The following is a 19,369-nucleotide window of genomic DNA, read 5'->3' on the forward strand; positions in this document are numbered from 1 at the left end:
AATTGCATAATCTTTATGCCCATCAATGATCTTTGGTGATTGATCATTTCTGAGCGTTGACCAATTTTAACGACGGTTAGCGTGTTTTTTGAACAAATTAGGATCTTTACCTAATTAAATTCAATAGCTGCTTTAGAAATTCAGTAAATTTAACCTACTAATAAATATGAAATTAATATTTTATTTGTGGTTTTTTAAAAGTTTTTCTAAAGCTTCGGGATTTTGAGCCGTTATTAAAAGTAACTTTGAGAGAACTACTTGGTTTTCCGAGACGTCGGAAACCGCTATACCGGAAAATCAATTGGAGAAATCACCATGGCAGTGAATGTAAATACAAACGTTTCAGCGATGACAGCGCAACGTTACCTAAACAACGCAAACAGCGCACAACAAACATCAATGGAGCGTCTAGCTTCAGGCTCTAAAATCAACAGCGCGAAAGATGACGCTGCGGGCCTACAAATCTCTAACCGTTTGAACGTTCAGAGCCGCGGCCTTGATGTTGCTGTACGTAACGCGAACGACGGTATCTCTATTGCACAAACTGCTGAAGGTGCAATGAACGAGACAACCAACATCCTGCAACGTATGCGTGATTTGTCTCTACAATCTTCAAACGGCTCAAACTCAAAATCTGAGCGTGTAGCGATTCAAGAAGAAGTAACAGCATTGAATGACGAATTAAACCGTATCGCGGAAACAACGTCTTTCGGTGGCAATAAGCTGCTTAACGGTACTCACGGTACTAAATCATTCCAAATCGGTGCGGATAACGGTGAAGCGGTAATGCTTCAACTGAAAGACATGCGCTCTGATAACGCTCAGATGGGTGGTAAAAGCTACCAAACTGAGAACGCGAAAGACAAAGACTGGAACGTTCAAGCTGGCGCAAACGACCTAAAAATGTCGTTCACTGATAACTTCGGTCAAGCACAAGAAATCGATGTGTCTGCGAAAGCGGGCGATGACATCGAAGAGCTAGCAACGTACATCAATGGTCAACAAGATTCTGTTAAAGCGTCTGTAACTGAAGACGGCAACCTACAAATGTTTGCAGGTAATAACAAGGTTGAAGGCAGCGTTGAGTTTTCTGGTTCACTTGCGGGTGAACTAGGCATGCAAGCGGGTAAAGAAGTAACGGTTGATACGATTGATGTAACGTCAGTTGGTGGTGCACAAGAATCTGTTGCAGTAATCGATGCGGCCCTTAAGTATGTAGATAGCCACCGTGCTGAGCTAGGTGCTTTCCAAAACCGTTTCGACCATGCTATCAGCAACTTAGACAACATTAACGAAAACGTTAATGCATCTAAGAGCCGTATTAAAGATACCGATTTCGCGAAAGAAACGACCCAGATGACTAAGTCTCAGATCCTTTCTCAAGCTTCAAGCTCGATCCTTGCTCAAGCGAAGCAAGCTCCGAACTCGGCACTTAGCCTACTAGGTTAATCGATTGAAAAGCCACGTTGACTTATTAAGCGTTATTGAATCATAAGTGTTAACGTAAGGCCTCCACAAATTAGCTCGTGGTGAGAGATGAGCGCTAAACAGACCCAGCTTCGGCTGGGTTTTTTATTGCCTGCAATTTGGCGAAGGTGTATTTGGAAAAGTGCGCTATCGGTGAGCAGGAGTAAAAGCGAGATTCCCTATCACGTTCGTTCCTCACTGTAGGGAATGACGGGAATTGGGTTGTGGAGACTTTATAGCTGCTTTGGCAAGGTCGGATCGAATAAACACTCACTCAGATTCAAACATTAGATTTTTATCGTCATTCCAGAACGGAGTAGAACGAGGTATCAGGAATCTAGCTTTTTGAGGAAGGGGTTTGTTTAGTTCTTATCTACAACTGTAAGGAATGAAGAGTGAACCATAAGCCGGTGAGGGAATTAACCGTCATCCCAGAATCGAGTAGAACGAGATATCAGGGATCTTTTTTGGTTTTTATATTCAACACCACGCCCATTAATCCAAGCTGAATGGAAACTTTAGCGAATGTCGCTCGATTAATTGAATCCCGATCACACTTTTCTTTGTTGTTGAAAAGAATATGAAAAAAAGCACATTTTTTATTAAAGCTTCTAATTAAGGGGCCGTTAAAGGGATTGAGAGAAATGATATGTACCAATGTAAGGTGAGAGAGACACTGGTGCATAAACAAAATTGACATGTATTTGTGTGAGGTGAGAGTCACATAAGTACATTAAAAAATGCCTAAAGGAGATCAACTATGGCGATTAATGTAAGCACTAATGTGTCTGCAATGACGGCTCAGCGCTACCTAAATAGCGCGGCTGAAGGTACTCAAAAATCAATGGAGCGTTTGTCTTCTGGCTATAAAATCAATAGCGCAAAAGATGATGCTGCAGGCCTACAAATTTCTAACCGCTTAACGTCGCAAAGCCGTGGCCTAGATATGGCTGTGAAAAACGCGAATGACGGTATCTCTATTGCACAGACAGCTGAAGGTGCAATGAATGAGTCAACCAACATTCTGCAACGTATGCGTGACCTTTCTCTTCAATCTTCAAATGGTTCAAACAGCAAATCTGAACGTGTTGCGATCCAGGAAGAAGTCTCTGCTCTAAACACAGAACTTAACCGTATCGCTGAAACGACCTCTTTTGGTGGTAACAAGCTTCTTAACGGTACTTACGGTAGCCAATCTTTCCAAATCGGTGCTGATTCTGGTGAAGCAGTGATGCTGACTATGAATAACATGCGTACCGACACTCAAGACATGGGTGGCAAAAGCTACGGCGTAGAAGAAGGCAAAGATGCTTCTTGGCGTGTAGGCGCAGGTTCTGATCTGACTATCAAATACAACGATAAGTTTGGTGAAGCTCAAGAGCTGTCTATTTCTGCAAAAGAAGGCAACGATATCGAAGAGCTAGCAACGTACATCAATGGCCAAAGTGAAGATGTTAAAGCGTCTGTTGGTGAAGGCGGCAAATTGCAACTTTTCGCTTCAAGTCAAAAAGTTGAAGGTGATGTTGAGTTTGGTGGCAGCCTTGCGGGCGAGCTAGGTATCGGTGCCGCTAAAGACGTGACTGTTAACGATATCGATGTAACCTCGGTTGCTGGTGCGAACGAAGCCGTATCTGTTATTGATGGCGCACTAAAATCAGTGGACAGTAACCGCGCTTCTCTTGGTGCTTTCCAAAACCGTTTTGATCATGCAATCAGCAACTTAGATAACATCAACGAAAACGTTAATGCATCTAAGAGCCGTATCAAAGATACCGATTACGCGAAAGAAACAACGGCAATGACGAAGTCTCAAATTCTGCAACAGGCGAGTACTTCTATCCTAGCTCAAGCGAAGCAGTCACCATCAGCAGCTCTAAGCTTATTGGGCTAAACTTACCTTGGTAAGTAGTGGTAAATTCTACTCTGGGTAGAGTTTTACTGCTTGGCTCATAAAGGAGGGAGGGAGAGTGTTATGGAAATTCCATCCAACGCATCGAACATCCAGCCTTATGGCTCACCTAATGGCATTAAATTTGCAAGCGATGAAGGTAGTAGTGCGTCGAACATTTCACGACTGAAAGAAGCAACATCTTATGGCAAGGTAGAAAAATCGAAAGAGCAAGCTACCGAAGCTGCGATTCAATTAGCTCAAGATAGACAGCAGTTAAACGATGAAGAGCGAGTCAAGATGGTAGAGAAGGTAAACGAGTTTGTCTCCTCTCTCAACAAGGGTGTTGCCTTTAAAGTCGATGAAGAGTCGGGGAGAGATGTGGTCACTATTTATGAGACCACCACCGGTGATATTATTCGCCAGATTCCTGATGAAGAAATGCTTGAGATTCTAAGGCGCCTAGCAGCCCAAAACTCAAATAGTAGAATATTTGAGGTGAAGGTTTAAGTCGTATTATTGAGGTGGTTTAATGAGTTTTGGCCCAATGGGGATTTCGTCTGGCATGGATATCAATTCCATGGTCAGCAAAATTGTTGATTCGGAGCGTGTACCTAAACAGCAACGAATTGATAATGAACGAACGCGAATCGATACCAGCATTAGTGCCTATGGAAGACTCAGAGAATCCCTTGATTCGATGAAAAACCTGATGACAAACTTTCGTCAGGAAAAAGCTTTTGCTGTGCGAACAGTTGAAAGTACCGATGAAGGTCTTGTCTCTGCAACCGCGACTACCGAAGCGATCGCTGGCAAATATGCCATCGATGTGTTGCAGCTTGCCCAGAGTCATAAAGTGGCTTCTGATGTACTGTCAGAGGACATGAAATTTGGCCCAGGTAAGCTGCAGGTTTCGCTTGGTGATGACAGCTTTGATGTGCAAGTTGGCGACAGATCGAAACTTATCGATGTCGTTCGCAGTATAAACGGCGCAGATAGCAATCCAGGCGTTCGTGCATCTATTATCAATGATGTCGAAGGCCCACGACTTATTGTCGCTTCGAACCAGTCTGGTTCAGATCAGCAGATCAGCATTAATGTAGAGTCTGATGCTGCTAACCCTCTAAAACAACTCGAATACAAAACTCTAGAAGAGCGCGTGAAGGCGCTAGAGAAAGCGCGCCTTGCTGCTCAAGATGTTCTTGCTCTAACTCCTGCTGGAAAAGCCGTTGAACTCATCGATGAAGCGATCGCTAACGATGACCCAAATGCGAGTGAAAAACTCGATGAAGACGGCAATGTTATCCCAGCAACCCAAACCGGTTCTACCTCAGATGTTGACGGAGACTCTCAAGGTCTTAGTTACGGCGAGCAAGCTGCAGCCGATGGTCAAGCTGCCCTAGACGCAGCTTTTGCGTCAAAGTCTGTGATGCCCGAAGACAATATCCCAGGTTGGACTGAAACAGCCTCAGGAACTCTTTTAGATTCTTACTACACACCAGAACTTGAGCTTGATGAAAAAGCGATAGAGAAGGCGCCTGACGTGCCGGGGTGGTCAAATGCTGCCTCGGGTACTCTGACCGATTCCTACGTGACGCCGAAAGAAGCTCAGCAAAAGCTTGAAGCTGAACAAGCGCGTATCGAAGATAAAATTTCACAAGAAAAAGCCGATTTGGCTGAGAAAGTTCAAAAAGGCGAATTGACCGCCGAACAAGCCAAAAAAATTGAGCGTGCGAAATTAGAACCCGAAGAGCGTGAGCTTTTAGATAAAGTCGATAAAGCGCAAGCTGAGCTCGAACAGGCACAGCAGTCTTTTGATACCTATAGCGGTATGGCTGAAGTTCAGGCAGGGCAAGATTCAATGGTCGTTCTAGACGGCGTTGCACAGCTTTCGAGTAATAACAATGTGATTGAAGATGCCGTAGAAGGTATCGATATTACGGTGAAAGGAAAAACGCCAAAAGATAAGCCACCGGCTGAAATTGGTGTTGAGTACGACCGTAATAGTGTGCGCCAAGACATTGAAGCTTTCGTTAACTCTTACAATCAGTTTTATCAAGTGTCTAAGAATTTGGCGGGCGTTGATCCAACGACTGGCCAAAAAGGGCCGCTTTCTGGCGACAGTACTGTACGTAATGCCGATTCGCGATTGAAAGGGGTGTTCTCATCAAGTATTGAAGGCGCGCCTGATAATCTCAAGTCATTGACTGAATTTGGTATCACTACCACTAGGCAAGGCTCGCTAGAAATCAACTACGACATGCTTGATCGTCAACTTAATAATAACTTCGATAAGTTGGGTGAGTTCTTTGGCGGCAACAACGGTTTCGCCAAAAAAGTGGAAGATGCGATTCAAGGTATCACAGGTATCACAGGTTCGATTCGTACTAGAGAAAAGAGCTTAGTCGAGCAAAACTACCGCTTGGTTGATGACCAAAGCGCACTCGATCGCCGTATGGACAGCCTAGAAAACCGTACACATTCTAAGTTTACTGCCATGCAAGATGCGACTAGCAAGATGCAATCCCAACTGGGCAGTATGATGAATGCGTTGGGCTAATAGATGAACAGTCAGCTGCAAGAGCTTTGTGAACTCGATCAATTAATTATCTCTAAGCTTGAATTTAGTGAAATTAATGCTGAAGAAATAACGCGGCTTGTCGATAACAGAGAACAGTTATTGCAAAACGTGCTTCAAATAATCGACTCACACCCCGACGTTAAGCAAAGTTCTGAATGGTTTGAAGCCATTACTAGAACCAGAAAATTAGTCGAATTGATGCAGTCAGAGACGAGTCGAGTAGGTAAGACCCTACACAAATACCGTCACGGCGCTAAATCAGTTCAACAATACAAAAAGTTTTTATAAAAGAGGTTTACTATGCGCGGTTCTTTACAGGCATATAAAAAGGTATCAGTGGATAGTCAGCTAACAGCTGCCTCACCGCATAAGATTGTACAAATGCTAATGGCAGGTGCTATCGAGCGCTTGATTCAAGGTAAAGCGGCAATGCAAGCGGGCAACATCCCAGTGAAAGGCGAGCGACTTGGTAAGGCTCTGGATATCATTATTAGCCTACGTAGTTGCCTGTCTATGGACGATGGTGGCGATATTGCGAAAAACCTAGATCAACTTTATGAGTTCATGATCACGCAAATTTCTGCGGCAAATCACAAAAATGACCCACAGGCTATTGATGATGTTATCGATATTATCCGCGAAATTAAGAGCGCTTGGGACCAAATTCCGAACGAATATCACAACTTGACGTCTGCTGACGTAGGTATTTAAAGAAAAATTGCAGTTTTAACCAATCTCATATCCCTTAATTGGTTGGTTGCCTTATTTTTTTAATCAAATAAAATAGAAGCCATTAGATAGCCTAGTGGCTTTTTTCGTTGCTGATTTCCTAAATTTGTCCACGTAGACCATAATCATTGATACTTTTCTCTGTTTTATCGATTACGTCGCTCACCGTTTTCCGCATCGCACCAAAATAAAGGCAATAATTCCTACTTATGCAAGGTTTGGCAAAACTGCTTGTCGTCGACGATAGCGCTCAAGATCGTCACAATTTAAGCACAATATTAGAGTTTGTAGGAGAGAGCTGCGAAGTAATCAGCTCTGAACAAGCACGTAAAGTTGACTGGTCACTACAGTGGGCCGGCTGCATTATTGGTACCATTAAAGGTAAAGGCTTCAACGCATTACTGAATGAAAAGCTTGTTCACGCCAATCACATCCCTTTACTGGTGATTGGTAAAAACAATCACCCGGTTGACGAGCTAACTAACTATGTTGGCGAGCTTGAACTTCCTCTTAACTACCCGCAATTAAGTGATGCATTAAGACACTGTAAAGATTTCTTAGGCCGCAAGGGTGTTCAAGTGGTGTCTTCGGCACGCAAGAACACACTGTTTCGCAGCCTCGTAGGGCAAAGTGCTGGCATTCAAGAAGTACGTCACTTAATTGAACAAGTTTCTTCTACGGAAGCGAACGTGCTGATTCTTGGTGAATCTGGTACCGGTAAAGAAGTCGTAGCGCGTAATATTCACTATCACTCTAAGCGCCGTTCTGGGCCTTTTGTGCCTGTGAATTGTGGTGCTATTCCACCAGACTTACTCGAAAGTGAGTTGTTTGGTCATGAGAAGGGCGCATTTACTGGTGCGATTACCGCACGAAAAGGTCGCTTTGAATTGGCTGAAGGTGGCACACTGTTTCTTGATGAAATTGGCGATATGCCAATGGCAATGCAAGTTAAGTTGTTGCGTGTACTGCAAGAGCGCTGTTTTGAACGCGTAGGTGGCAACAGCACCATTAAAGCTGACGTTCGTGTGATTGCAGCAACACACCGCAATCTTGAAGACATGATCGACGATGACTCGTTCCGTGAAGACCTTTATTACCGCTTGAATGTATTCCCGATTGAAATGCCGGCGCTTCAAGATCGTAAAGAAGATATTCCACTGTTGCTTCAAGAGCTAATGACTCGAATGGAAGCGGAAGGCAGTATGCCTATCTGCTTCACGGCACGTGCTATCAATTCTTTGATGGAGCACTACTGGCCAGGTAACGTTCGTGAGCTAGCGAACCTCGTTGAGCGAATGGTTATCCTGTATCCGAATAGCTTGGTTGATGTGAATCATCTACCCACTAAATATAGATACAGTGATATCCCTGAGTTTCAGCCTGAATTTAATCGCTTTGTGTCGGAAGAAGAGCAAGAACGTGATGCACTTTCTGATTTGTTCTCAGAAGATTTCAGCTTTGACCAGCAAGATGATCTTGCCGATAACGCGAATGCGCCTCAAGAGTTACCACCAGAAGGTGTTAATTTGAAAGAGCTGTTGGCGGATATGGAAGTGAACATGATTAACCAAGCTTTGGAAGCGCAGGGTGGCATTGTTGCCCGTGCTGCAGACATGCTTGGAATGCGCAGAACCACTCTGGTTGAAAAAATGCGTAAGTATAATCTACAGCGATAGAGCTCAGATTCGTGTTCAGCGATATCAAATTAAGACGGGTGTTGAGTTAAAGCATCGTTTTGGTTGAGAGAATAGAGAGGGCATAGTCGAGTTGTTGCTTGCTTAACTATGTGATAAATATAGCAAATAGCCTGACGCGTGTTTTACGTGTCAGGCTGTTTTAGTATTTGAGGCAAATTTTTGACATGCACGGATCTAACGAATCAGAAAATCAGTCACACCTAGATTCAGTTGAACAGCAGGTTGAGCGCTATAAGCAAGTGCTTGATGTGATGCCAGCAGGTGTCATCTTGTTAGATACTCATGGTGAAGTAAGGGAAGCGAACCCAGAAGCGCACCGAATTTTAGGTGTGGAACTGGTGGGCGAGAAGTGGTTTTCGGTGATTCAAAGTGCCTTTGACCCTAAAGACGATGATGGACATGAGATCTCACTGAAGAATGGGCGTAAGGTTCGTTTGGCTATTTCAGCTTCTACCACGGGTCAACTTATCTTGATTACCGACCTGACAGAAACTCGTCTTCTACAGTCTCGCGTGAGTGATCTTCAGCGTTTGTCGTCGCTAGGCAGAATGGTAGCCTCGTTGGCACATCAGGTTCGTACGCCACTCTCTAGTGCGATGCTGTATGCATCAAACCTTGCCGCGCCGAACCTGCCGCCAGCAACAAAAACGCGCTTTCAATCTAAGCTTATGGATAGGCTCCATGACTTAGAGAAGCAAGTGAATGACATGCTGTTGTTTGCTAAAGGTGGCGACAACAAGGTTGTGAAGCCATTTACCGTTGCTGAACTGATCACTGAATTTCACCCAATGGTGGAAGCGGCATTAAAATCGAACCAGATTGATTATTGCCAGGAAGTGGAAGGCGAAGAGACTCAGATGTTTGGCAATGCTAATGCTATAGCTTCTGCTCTGAGCAACCTAGTTTTGAATGCGGCTCAAATTGCGGGTAAAGAATCGCAGATTGATGTTTTTTTTAGGCCCGTAAACGGCGAGCTTAAGATATCAGTGCAAGACAGTGGCCCCGGCGTACCGAAAGAGCTTCAAGGTAAAATTATGGAACCCTTCTTTACCACTCGTTCGCAAGGTACAGGTCTAGGTTTAGCCGTTGTACAAATGGTCTGTCGAGCACATGAAGGCCGACTGGAATTGATATCAGAAGAAGGGGACGGCGCATGCTTTACCATGTGTCTACCGCTGGAAAGAAGCGCTTCTTCTGAAGACTAATAAGTTTTAACTGAATTTACACTGGAGAATCCTATGGCTCAAAGCAAAGTGTTAATCGTCGAAGATGATGAAGGTTTACGCGAAGCCCTTGTCGACACTCTCGCGCTTGCTGGCTATGAATGGCTGGAAGCGGATTGTGCGGAAGATGCTCTGGTAAAATTGAAATCGAACTCCGTTGATATTGTTGTCTCTGATGTGCAGATGGCAGGTATGGGCGGCTTAGCACTGCTAAGAAATATCAAGCAGCATTGGCCAAATCTACCAGTATTGTTGATGACAGCGTATGCCAACATTGAAGACGCCGTTGCCGCAATGAAAGAGGGCGCTATAGACTATATGGCAAAGCCATTTGCGCCTGAAGTACTGCTCAATATGGTGAGCCGTTACGCTCCGGTAAAATCGGATGATAATGGCGATGCCATCGTTGCCGATGAGAAAAGCATCAAACTAATGATGTTGGCTGATAAGGTGGCTAAAACCGATGCTAACGTCATGGTGTTGGGGCCAAGTGGTTCTGGTAAAGAGGTCATGTCTCGCTATATTCACAACGCTTCGAGCCGTAAAGACGGTCCGTTTGTTGCGATTAACTGTGCCGCGATTCCAGATAACATGTTGGAAGCAACACTGTTTGGCTACGATAAAGGCGCATTTACTGGTGCTATTCAAGCTTGTCCTGGTAAATTTGAGCAAGCTCAAGGCGGTACTATTTTGTTGGATGAGATCAGTGAAATGGATCTTAGCCTACAAGCGAAACTACTGCGCGTATTGCAAGAGCGCGAAGTTGAACGTCTTGGTAGCCGTAAGAGTATCAAGCTGGATGTTCGTGTTCTGGCAACCAGTAACCGCGACCTAAAGCAGTATGTTTCTGAAGGGAATTTCCGTGAAGATTTATACTACCGCCTTAATGTATTTCCAATTACTTGGCCAGCACTGTGTGAACGGAAAGGCGATATTGAGCCGCTTGCGAAGCACTTGGTTGAGCGCCATTGCACCAAACTTGGTATGCCCGTTCCTGTTCTGTCCGAGCAAGCCCTCAGTAAGCTCGTCAATTATCCGTGGCCGGGTAATGTGCGTGAACTGGATAATGTCGTGCAGCGCGCTCTAATTTTGAGTGAGCAAGAAAATATTTCAGGTGAGCACATCTTGCTTGAAGGTGTCGATTGGCAAGACGCAAGTGGTCTACAGCAAATTGTGGAAGGCAACAGTGTTGCAGCGCCAGACATCAAGCCGATTGCTGAAGCGAACCCTATTGGTAAAGTCTCGGCTGCCAGCGAAGGGCTTGGAAATGAGCTTCGAGATCAAGAGTATGCGATTATTCTTGAGACGCTGATCGCTTGTAATGGCCGACGCAAAGAAATGGCAGAAAAGTTGGGCATTAGCCCTCGCACATTGCGTTATAAGTTGGCGAAAATGCGCGATGCTGGAATAGATATCCCAAACTGAGGATAGATTAGTAGTGTCAGCTTTCTGACTAGTGTAATACGATGTCTAGTCAATTTAATGTGTGGCACGCTAATTGCTCTGTCAATAATACAGCTAAATAGATAGTCATAATTTTGACTCCTGAGGTAGTAGATGAGAATAGATGGTTTACAAGGCGAAATGCAGGCAATGATGGTTGAAGCTGCTAGCGCGCGTCCTGCTGCAACGGGGCAAGCGGTCGGTGCAGATTTTGGCAACATGCTGACGCAGGCCATTAATAACGTGAACTCATTACAAAAGACCTCAGGTGATCTTCAAGCTCGTTTTGATAGTGGTGACCAAAGCGTGTCTCTATCGGACGTGATGATTGCTCGTAATAAATCTAGTGTGGCTTTTGAGGCGACGATCCAAATTAGAAATAGATTGGTCGAATCGTACAAAGAGCTGATGAATATGCCGGTATAAGTTGGGTAATTAAATAGTGGCAGATAATAGTCAAACAACAGATTTAACCGTAAGCGACAGCAATGACCATGCACTCATTGCAGGTTCTGAGCTTGACGGAGAAGGGCAAAATCCCGATCTAGGTGAACGCAGTTCCTCTAAGTTCGATATGGCCGTCGGTGATCTCGATTTACTTCGTCAGGTCGTCTTAGTCCTATCTATTTCTATCTGTGTAGCGCTGATTGTGATGCTGTTTTTCTGGGTGAAAGAGCCAGAAATGCGTCCATTAGGGGCTTATGAAACAGAAGAGTTGATTCCCGTACTTGATTACTTGGATCTACAAAAGATCGAATACACTCTTGAAGGTAACACTATCTCGGTACCGGCTAGTGAGTACAACTCATTAAAGCTTAATATGGTACGAGCGGGTTTGAATCAAGAGCGAAACGCAGGTGATGACATCCTCATGCAAGACATGGGTTTTGGTGTATCACAACGTGTCGAGCAAGAGCGCCTTAAATTAAGTCGTGAAAGACAGCTTGCGAAAGCCATTGAGCAGATGAAACAGGTACGTAAAGCTCAGGTTTTATTGGCCTTGCCAAAGCAGAGTGTCTTTGTTCGTCACAATCAAGAAGCCTCAGCTTCCGTATTCCTGACTCTGAAAACGGGTACTAACCTCAAGCAGCAAGAAGTTGATTCTGTTGTCGACATGGTAGCAAGTGCCGTTCCGGGAATGAAAACCTCACGTATCACTGTGACCGACCAGCATGGCCGACTGTTGAACTCAGGTTCTCAAGACCCGATGTCAGCTGCGCGTCGTAAAGAACATGAGTTAGAGCGTAATCAAGAGCAAGCACTGCGTGAAAAAATTGACTCTATCCTAATTCCTATTCTTGGGTTTGGTAACTATACCGCTCAGGTTGATATTCAACTCGATTTTAGTGCTGTGGAGCAAACAAGAAAACGGTTTGACCCGAATACGCCAGCGACTCGAAGTGAATACACGTTAGAAGATTATAACAACGGCAACACTGTGGCTGGTATTCCTGGCGCTTTGAGTAACCAGCCCCCTGCAGATGCTTCAATTCCCCAAGATGTCGCTCAGATGAAAGACGGTTCGATGACGGGGCAAGGCTCGGTTCACAAAGAGGCGACCCGAAACTTTGAGCTAGACACAACCATCAGCCATGAACGTAAACAGAGTGGCACGGTTAACCGACAGACGGTATCGGTAGCGATCAAAGACCGTCAATCACTGAACCCTGATACGGGCGAAGTGGTTCATACGCCAATCCCTGCCAGCGAAATTAATGCGATTCGTCAGGTACTGATTGGTACTGTCGGCTTTGATGAAAATCGTGGCGATTTACTCAATGTGTTAAGCATGCAGTTCGCACCACAAGTGACGGATGTTGTCGCTGATGTGCCAATTTGGGAGCATCCAAACTTCAATGATTGGGTACGTTGGTTTGCGAGCGCGTTGGTTATTATCGTCGTGGTATTGGTACTTGTTCGCCCTGCAATGAAGAAACTGCTTAACCCAGCAGCTGACGATGATGATCAAATGTACGGCCCTGATGGTATGCCAATTGGCGCCGACGGCGAAACCAGCTTAATTGGTGGTGATATTGAAGGTGGCGAGCTGTTTGAATTTGGTTCAAGCATCGACTTACCTAACCTTCATAAAGACGAAGACGTGCTGAAAGCAGTACGTGCACTTGTAGCGAATGAACCAGAGCTAGCAGCTCAAGTAGTTAAGAATTGGATGGTAGATGGCTAACGAAATAGTTCCACAACAAACGGAAGGCGGTGAAGTGCTTGATGTCTCTAGCGTGGATATCGATTCTATCTCAGGCGACGAACGCGCTGCGATCTTGTTGCTAAGTTTAAATGAAGAAGATGCTGCTGGTATTATTCGTCACCTAGAGCCAAAACAGGTTCAGCGTGTGGGTAGTGCAATGGCGCGAGCGACTGATCTCTCCCAAGAAAAAGTGGGAGCGGTTCACCGTGCTTTCTTAGATGATATTCAGAAGTACACCAACATTGGTATGGGCAGTGAAGACTTCATGCGTAATGCACTGGTTGCTGCCTTGGGTGAAGACAAGGCGAATAACCTTGTTGACCAAATCCTTCTTGGTACTGGCTCGAAAGGTTTGGACTCACTTAAGTGGATGGATCCTCGTCAGGTGGCGAGTATCATCATCAACGAGCACCCTCAGATTCAAACCATTGTATTGTCGTACCTCGATTCTGATCAGTCGGCTGAGATTCTGTCTCAATTCCCAGAAAGAGTTCGTCTGGATCTGATGATGCGTATCGCTAACCTTGAAGAAGTTCAACCTTCGGCTCTTGCTGAATTGAACGAAATCATGGAGAAACAGTTTGCGGGTCAAGCGGGTGCTCAAGCTGCCAAAATTGGTGGCCTGAAAGCCGCGGCTGAGATCATGAACTACATGGACAATAATGTGGAAGGTGTCTTGATGGATCAAATCCGTGATCAAGACGAAGATATGGCAACGCAGATTCAAGATCTTATGTTTGTCTTTGAAAACCTTATTGAAGTTGATGACCAAGGTGTTCAGCGACTGCTGCGTGATGTTCCACAAGACGTTCTACAAAAAGCGCTTAAAGGTGCTGATGACGGTCTACGTGAGAAGATCTTCAAGAACATGTCTAAACGTGCTGCCGATATGATGAGAGACGACATTGAGGCGATGCCGCCAGTAAAAGTCTCCGACGTGGAAGCGGCTCAAAAAGAGATATTGGGTATTGCGAGGAAGATGGCAGACAGTGGCGAGATTATGCTGTCTGGTGGCGCCGACGAGTTCCTTTAATACAGAAACCTCAAGAGCCCCACACTGTTGGGGCTTTTCTTTATCCAATCTCGAACCCAAGATTAACTCCGTTCAACGGCTTGAATTTACAATGCAGCTGGACGCATTCATAGATAGGTACTGATATGTCAGGTGATAGAAAACGCGGCTTCCTTCGCCCTGAAGAAGATAATACGGTTGCCCAACCTCAGAAATGGGGGTTGCCTGACTACACCTCTGATGTGAATAAACAAGCCAAAGAAACGGCCTTTAATTACGATCCTAGTTGGATGCCGACGGTTGAAGAAGCCATTGAAGACGAAGAGCTTGTTCTGACTGAAGAGCAAATCGAACTGATTAAGCAAGGTGCTTATCAGGAAGGGCTTCATCAAGGCCAAGAAGCTGGCTTTAAACAGGGTTACGATAAAGGTAAAGAAGAAGGGTTTGCTGCAGGCCACGAAGAAGGCAACCAAGCCGGCAAGCTTGAAGGCGTGACTGCTGGTCAAGAGTACATTCAGCAGCAAGTTGCCATCTTTATGGGGCTAGCCAACCAGTTTGCTCAACCGTTAGATCTGATGAACGCTCAGGTAGAGAAGCAATTGGTGGACATGGTATTGACCATGGTCAAAGAAGTGGTTCATGTTGAAGTGCAAACCAACCCACAAATCATATTAGATACCGTCAAAGAGTCGGTCGAGTCGTTGCCGATCTCAGGTCATGCGATCACATTGAAGCTTAATCCCGAAGACGTCGCGATTATTCGTTCTGCGTATGGCGAAACTGAATTGGATTGCCGCAATTGGACGTTAGTTGCAGAGCCGGCACTCAACCGTGGTGACGTACAAATCGAAGCGGGTGAGTCGAGCGTTAACTACCGCATGGAAGACCGTGTGAAAAACGTCATTCAAAACTTCTGTGGCGCAAACCGTCATCAGGGTCATGAGTAATGCTTGAATTAGCAAATCGTCTTAGCCAATACAAAGTCGAAGGGCTAAAATCGCGACCAATTGCCTCTGGTAAGTTAGTACGCGTTGTTGGCTTAACGCTTGAAGCGACCGGTTGTAAAGCACCCATCGGCAGCCTGTGTTTAGTAGAAACCATGTCTGGTCAGATGGAGGCCGAAGTCGTCGGTTTCTCTGGTGATAACTTATTTTTGATGCCGAGTGAACAAATCACTGGGATATTACCTGGCGCTCGTGTGACCCCCGTGACCACTGAAAGCGGTATCCCTGTCGGAATGGAATTACTTGGCCGAGTGATCGACGGGGTGGGTAATCCACTTGATGGGCTAGGTCCAATCTATACCGAACAACGCGCTTCATTTAACGCTGAGCCAATCAACCCTTTAGCTCGAAAACCTATATCTGAACCGCTCGATGTTGGCTTGAAGGCCATAAATGGCTTGCTGACGGTAGGTAAAGGTCAGCGTATTGGTCTGTTTGCTGGTTCCGGTGTCGGTAAGTCGGTCACGCTAGGGATGATGACTCGAGGCACAACCGCGCAAGTGGTGGTGGTAGGTCTAATTGGTGAGCGTGGACGAGAAGTTAAAGAATTTATTGAAGAGATTCTTGGCGAAGATGGACGAAAACGATCTGTGGTGGTCGCTGCTCCTGCGGATTCATCGCCACTGATGCGATTGAAAGGTTGTCAAACTGCACTGGCTGTAGCTGAGTACTTCCGCGACCAAGGTTTAGATGTTCTTTTATTAATGGATTCATTGACCCGTTTTGCTCAGGCTCAGCGTGAAATTGCTCTGTCTGTGGGTGAGCCGCCAGCAACCAAAGGTTATCCGCCATCAGTATTCGCCAAGCTTCCTGCGCTGGTGGAACGTGCGGGTAACGGCAACGATGAACAAGGTTCTATCACGGCTTTCTTTACCGTTTTAACTGAAGGTGATGACTTACAAGACCCGATTGCCGATGCGTCACGAGCGATTCTTGATGGTCACATTGTTTTATCGCGTGAGATGGCCGATGCCGGACATTATCCTGCGATTGATGTTGAGAAATCCGTCAGTCGTGTTATGCCGCAAATCACCACCGAAGAACATGTATTGATGTCGAAAGCGGTGCGCCAAGTACTGTCTATCTGTCGTAAAAACCAAGATTTGGTATCGATTGGCGCTTACAAACCGGGGACTGATCCTGCCATTGATAGTGCCTTCACCTTGAAACCGAGGTTGGACGAGTACCTACAGCAAAAAATGAAAGAAACGGTTCCCTATGACATGTGTGTCAACATGTTGAAACATGTATTGGGTGGCTAACGAATGAATAAGGTTAGTCATGGATAACGCATTAGAATTTTTGCTCGACCAAGCCAAGGATCAAGAGAACCAAGCCGTACTCGCGCTCAACAAAGCGAATTCAGAGCTTCAAGGTTACTATGAGCAGGTCGCTCAGATTGAAAAGTACCGACTTGATTACTGTCAGCAACTTATTGACCGCGGAAAAGCAGGACTCACAGCGAGTCAGTACGGTCACTTGAACCGTTTTTTAACTCAACTAGATGAAACATTATCTAAACAGAGAGAAGCGGAGCATCATTTTAAAAACCAAGTCGACAACTGCCAAAACTACTGGATGGAGCTACGTAAAAAGCGTAAATCCTACGAGTGGTTGATGGAGAAAAAACAGAAAGAGAAGGCAAAGCTGCAAGATCAAAGAGAACAAAAGCAAATGGATGAGTTCTCGACGTTGATGTATGGCCGAAAGAAGATGTGATCCTAAGCCCTGAATGACGAAGGTGTTGCCGTTCAGATTGTGAGAACAGAACTAATAGGCATGTTTCTTGCTCCGTTTTATATAAAATTGCGCGTTATGCCCAGCAAAGGCATGAAAAGCACCCGACTTTCTTTTTGTTGTCCGATTTATGGCAGCAAAGCTAGTAGATAGAGCTTGTATATATGAATGTTAGCCTTTCCTCAAATTCAGCGACCAACAAAACGTCATCGTTGTTGGACACCGGTTCTGCCTCTTCAAAGGTAGAAGAGACCGGCGACTCTAAAGGTTTCTTAGAGTCTTTTAAAGAAGCGCTAGGCTTTGAAGAAAGTGACAGCAAAGCGGCAGTAAAAGACACTGATGACGCCTCAAAATCAGACGAAAAACAGACCTCTGCGGAAGACGAAGTATCAGCTGAAAAGACTAAAGGTGACTCAACTGAGTCTAAGATCGCTGATGAGGCTAGCGAAGCTCAAACCAAGCAGACTAAAGTAGCGACGGATGTTGAAAATACGGCTACTAGCAACGCAACTACTGAACAGACGTCTGAACTAAATTCACCGTCGAGCGATAAAGCCTCGTCGAAACCGTCTGATGACGATGCCTTGGCTGCGGCTCAGCCCAAAGGTGACCAGTCCCAGAAAGCTCTGGTCAATAGTGATTCTGATTCACAATCCGCAGAGCTGAATGCTCAGGGGGCATCTCAAGCTAGTGCTGCGATGAGTGAAGGCAATAAATTGCTTGGTCAGTTGGACGAGGCAAACAAAACACTGAATCAGCCTGACAACGGCAAAGGCTTGCCTCAGCAAGTGAAGGTTGATGAAGCACAGGGCAAGATTGTAGGTGCAACTGCTGTGGGCGTTCTTGCGACCGACACGGTGGGTAAATCGGTACAACAAACCAATACAGCAAACCAAGAAAACAGTCTTGAGGTCGATTCTGAAATTGCCGCACTTACCGGAGGTAAGGGTGTTTCACAGCTGACTGATGCTGAAATTCGACAGTTGATGGATAAAGGCGTCACCCCAGAACAAATTGAAGCGAGTATGAGCCGAGAGTTGCGCCAAAAGAACGCGGCTAGTGTGGTTGCTGCCGATCAGAGTCAAGCACTCTCAGCAGCGGATATGGAATTTGCAAAACAGGTTGATACCCATACCAAAGCGTTAAACCAATTGAATAGACAAATCGAATCAGAACAGTTTGTTGTTGATGGTCTGGTTCAAAAGCAACAAAGTGGCACTAAGTTGACGGTCGATGAGCAAGCTGCGTTGGCTCAAGCAACCTCTAACTTAGAAGTCTTGAATCAACAACTAACCAATGTTCAACAGCAAGCAACGGCTTTACTAAGCCAAGCTCCGAACGTGAACAGCACTCCCGGTGAACCCGCCGCTATTGATTGGGACAATACTGATTCAAATGAAGCCAAAGCCTTAGCCGCGGTGGCATCAACAGCGGCAGTAGCGACGGCTGCACAACAAGTATCAGCGCAGGTCGCTTCTCAATCAGCAATTAATGCTATTACGGATAAGGCGGCAATGCTGCACGCCAATAATGCGCATGCGGCTCAACAGACAGCGGCTCAGCAATTACAACAAGGGAATGCCGCTCCAATGCAGCAGCAAGCAGCCTTAGATCCTAGCTTAACGGCACAAAGCCTAGCGATGAATGCAACGCCAGCAGCCACAAAAGCAAGCTCGACTGACGCGCTTCTTAAAGCGGGCGCTGGTGCAGCTGCATTGTCTGGTTTGGGTAAAGCGGGTGCTAAAGAAGATTCTAAAGATTCGACCTTGGCCCAGCAGATCGCTTCTGCGGCTGGCGCACAAGGTACAGCAACGGCTGGTTCAGCACCTACGCGAGCTGAAATTCAAGCTGCTCAACAAGCGCCTTTACAGCTCACCAAAGAGCTAGCCAATGAGCAGGTCGCGGAAAAAGTCCAAATGATGATGTCTAAGAACCTCAAGAACTTGGACATTCGTCTCGACCCACCAGAATTGGGTCAGATGAAAATCCGCATGACCATGAATAATGACGTGGCAAATGTGCACTTTACGGTTAGTAATCAACAGGCAAGAGAGGTGATTGAACAAACCTTACCTCGCTTGAGGGAGATGCTTGCTCAACAAGGGCTACAGTTAGCCGATTCGTCAGTTCAACAACAGAACTCCGGTCAGGGGCAAGATAGATACAACAATGGTGAGCAACAATCCGGCGCTAACCGCACAAATGATGGCCAAGGTGATGAAAACCTTGATAGTGGCAGCAATCTTGAATTGAATGTCGCATCAAAGCGTGATGGAATTAGTTATTATGCCTAATATCAGGCTAAGAACGCTTGGTTAATAGAAAGAACCATCAGTTAATAGAAAGTACTGTTAGTTAATAGAAAAAACCGTCAGTTAATCG

The 19,369-nt window shown here is 45.5% G+C and carries 16 protein-coding genes; all 16 read left to right on the forward strand.

Annotated features, from left to right (window positions below):
• Positions 1–315 precede the first annotated feature (315 nt).
• The 16 genes from NX845_RS09635 (at position 316) to NX845_RS09710 (ending at position 19,281) form a co-directional block, all read left to right on the forward strand.
• A complete protein-coding gene (locus tag NX845_RS09635; protein WP_017095940.1) occupies positions 316–1,449 on the forward strand; it encodes a flagellin in 1,134 nt (377 codons plus the stop codon).
• 778 nt (positions 1,450–2,227) lie between these two features.
• The gene (locus NX845_RS09640; RefSeq protein ID WP_017087934.1) at positions 2,228–3,358 is read left to right on the forward strand and encodes a flagellin; all 1,131 of its coding nucleotides are present in this window, start codon (positions 2,228–2,230) and stop codon (positions 3,356–3,358) included.
• An 81-nt stretch (positions 3,359–3,439) separates the two neighbouring features.
• Positions 3,440–3,865, forward strand: a complete 426-nt coding sequence (gene flaG, locus NX845_RS09645; RefSeq protein ID WP_017087933.1) for a flagellar protein FlaG — start codon at positions 3,440–3,442, stop codon at positions 3,863–3,865.
• Positions 3,866–3,887: 22 nt separating this feature from the next.
• Positions 3,888–5,915, forward strand: coding sequence for a flagellar filament capping protein FliD (fliD, locus tag NX845_RS09650; RefSeq protein ID WP_017095939.1), 2,028 nt, complete (start codon positions 3,888–3,890; stop codon positions 5,913–5,915).
• A gap of 3 nt (positions 5,916–5,918) precedes the next feature.
• A complete protein-coding gene (locus NX845_RS09655; RefSeq protein ID WP_004736193.1) occupies positions 5,919–6,224 on the forward strand; it encodes a flagellar protein FliT in 306 nt (101 codons plus the stop codon).
• A gap of 12 nt (positions 6,225–6,236) precedes the next feature.
• A complete protein-coding gene (gene fliS / locus NX845_RS09660) occupies positions 6,237–6,647 on the forward strand; it encodes a flagellar export chaperone FliS (RefSeq protein ID WP_017087931.1) in 411 nt (136 codons plus the stop codon).
• Positions 6,648–6,874: 227 nt separating this feature from the next.
• The gene (locus tag NX845_RS09665; RefSeq protein WP_004736195.1) at positions 6,875–8,341 is read left to right on the forward strand and encodes a sigma-54 dependent transcriptional regulator; all 1,467 of its coding nucleotides are present in this window, start codon (positions 6,875–6,877) and stop codon (positions 8,339–8,341) included.
• 185 nt (positions 8,342–8,526) lie between these two features.
• The gene (locus NX845_RS09670) at positions 8,527–9,567 is read left to right on the forward strand and encodes a PAS domain-containing sensor histidine kinase (RefSeq protein ID WP_017095937.1); all 1,041 of its coding nucleotides are present in this window, start codon (positions 8,527–8,529) and stop codon (positions 9,565–9,567) included.
• Between the two features lie 33 nt (positions 9,568–9,600).
• Positions 9,601–11,010, forward strand: a complete 1,410-nt coding sequence (locus NX845_RS09675) for a sigma-54 dependent transcriptional regulator (protein WP_017095936.1) — start codon at positions 9,601–9,603, stop codon at positions 11,008–11,010.
• 132 nt (positions 11,011–11,142) lie between these two features.
• Complete coding sequence (fliE, locus tag NX845_RS09680) at positions 11,143–11,454, forward strand: flagellar hook-basal body complex protein FliE (RefSeq protein ID WP_004736198.1); 312 nt, start codon at positions 11,143–11,145, stop codon at positions 11,452–11,454.
• Between the two features lie 16 nt (positions 11,455–11,470).
• Positions 11,471–13,213 carry a flagellar basal-body MS-ring/collar protein FliF gene (gene fliF / locus NX845_RS09685; protein WP_017091069.1) on the forward strand — a complete coding sequence of 581 codons (1,743 nt, stop codon included), beginning with the start codon at positions 11,471–11,473 and terminating at the stop codon, positions 13,211–13,213.
• Positions 13,206–14,267, forward strand: a complete 1,062-nt coding sequence (fliG, locus tag NX845_RS09690; RefSeq protein WP_004736200.1) for a flagellar motor switch protein FliG — start codon at positions 13,206–13,208, stop codon at positions 14,265–14,267. The genes fliF and fliG overlap by 8 nt, the downstream gene beginning before the upstream one ends.
• Before the next feature lie 125 nt (positions 14,268–14,392).
• Complete coding sequence (gene fliH / locus NX845_RS09695) at positions 14,393–15,193, forward strand: flagellar assembly protein FliH (protein WP_017095934.1); 801 nt, start codon at positions 14,393–14,395, stop codon at positions 15,191–15,193.
• Entirely contained in the window at positions 15,193–16,512 is a 1,320-nt protein-coding gene (gene fliI, locus NX845_RS09700; protein WP_010439337.1) for a flagellar protein export ATPase FliI, read from the forward strand. Before fliH ends, fliI begins: the two co-directional genes overlap by 1 nt.
• A 19-nt stretch (positions 16,513–16,531) precedes the next feature.
• Positions 16,532–16,969: a flagellar export protein FliJ gene (gene fliJ / locus NX845_RS09705; RefSeq protein WP_017076818.1), complete on the forward strand. Its 438-nt coding sequence runs from the start codon at positions 16,532–16,534 to the stop codon at positions 16,967–16,969.
• 182 nt (positions 16,970–17,151) lie between these two features.
• Positions 17,152–19,281, forward strand: a complete 2,130-nt coding sequence (locus NX845_RS09710) for a flagellar hook-length control protein FliK (RefSeq protein WP_260256783.1) — start codon at positions 17,152–17,154, stop codon at positions 19,279–19,281.
• The last annotated feature ends 88 nt before the right edge of the window (positions 19,282–19,369 follow it).

Source organism: Vibrio sp. NC2, assembly GCF_025195005.1.
GTDB classification, from domain to species: domain Bacteria; phylum Pseudomonadota; class Gammaproteobacteria; order Enterobacterales; family Vibrionaceae; genus Vibrio; species Vibrio splendidus.

Excerpts from the sequence above, each read along its gene's own strand:
- NX845_RS09635 (WP_017095940.1), top strand. The coding sequence starts at position 316 with ATGGCAGTGAATGTAAATACAAACGTTTCAGCGATGACAGCGCAACGT.
- NX845_RS09640 (WP_017087934.1), top strand. The coding sequence starts at position 2,228 with ATGGCGATTAATGTAAGCACTAATGTGTCTGCAATGACGGCTCAGCGC.
- flaG (WP_017087933.1), top strand. The coding sequence starts at position 3,440 with ATGGAAATTCCATCCAACGCATCGAACATCCAGCCTTATGGCTCACCT.
- fliD (WP_017095939.1), top strand. The coding sequence starts at position 3,888 with ATGAGTTTTGGCCCAATGGGGATTTCGTCTGGCATGGATATCAATTCC.
- NX845_RS09655 (WP_004736193.1), top strand. The coding sequence starts at position 5,919 with ATGAACAGTCAGCTGCAAGAGCTTTGTGAACTCGATCAATTAATTATC.
- fliS (WP_017087931.1), top strand. The coding sequence starts at position 6,237 with ATGCGCGGTTCTTTACAGGCATATAAAAAGGTATCAGTGGATAGTCAG.
- NX845_RS09665 (WP_004736195.1), top strand. The coding sequence starts at position 6,875 with ATGCAAGGTTTGGCAAAACTGCTTGTCGTCGACGATAGCGCTCAAGAT.
- NX845_RS09670 (WP_017095937.1), top strand. The coding sequence starts at position 8,527 with ATGCACGGATCTAACGAATCAGAAAATCAGTCACACCTAGATTCAGTT.
- NX845_RS09675 (WP_017095936.1), top strand. The coding sequence starts at position 9,601 with ATGGCTCAAAGCAAAGTGTTAATCGTCGAAGATGATGAAGGTTTACGC.
- fliE (WP_004736198.1), top strand. The coding sequence starts at position 11,143 with ATGAGAATAGATGGTTTACAAGGCGAAATGCAGGCAATGATGGTTGAA.
- fliG (WP_004736200.1), top strand. The coding sequence starts at position 13,206 with ATGGCTAACGAAATAGTTCCACAACAAACGGAAGGCGGTGAAGTGCTT.
- fliH (WP_017095934.1), top strand. The coding sequence starts at position 14,393 with ATGTCAGGTGATAGAAAACGCGGCTTCCTTCGCCCTGAAGAAGATAAT.
- fliI (WP_010439337.1), top strand. The coding sequence starts at position 15,193 with ATGCTTGAATTAGCAAATCGTCTTAGCCAATACAAAGTCGAAGGGCTA.
- fliJ (WP_017076818.1), top strand. The coding sequence starts at position 16,532 with ATGGATAACGCATTAGAATTTTTGCTCGACCAAGCCAAGGATCAAGAG.
- NX845_RS09710 (WP_260256783.1), top strand. The coding sequence starts at position 17,152 with ATGAATGTTAGCCTTTCCTCAAATTCAGCGACCAACAAAACGTCATCG.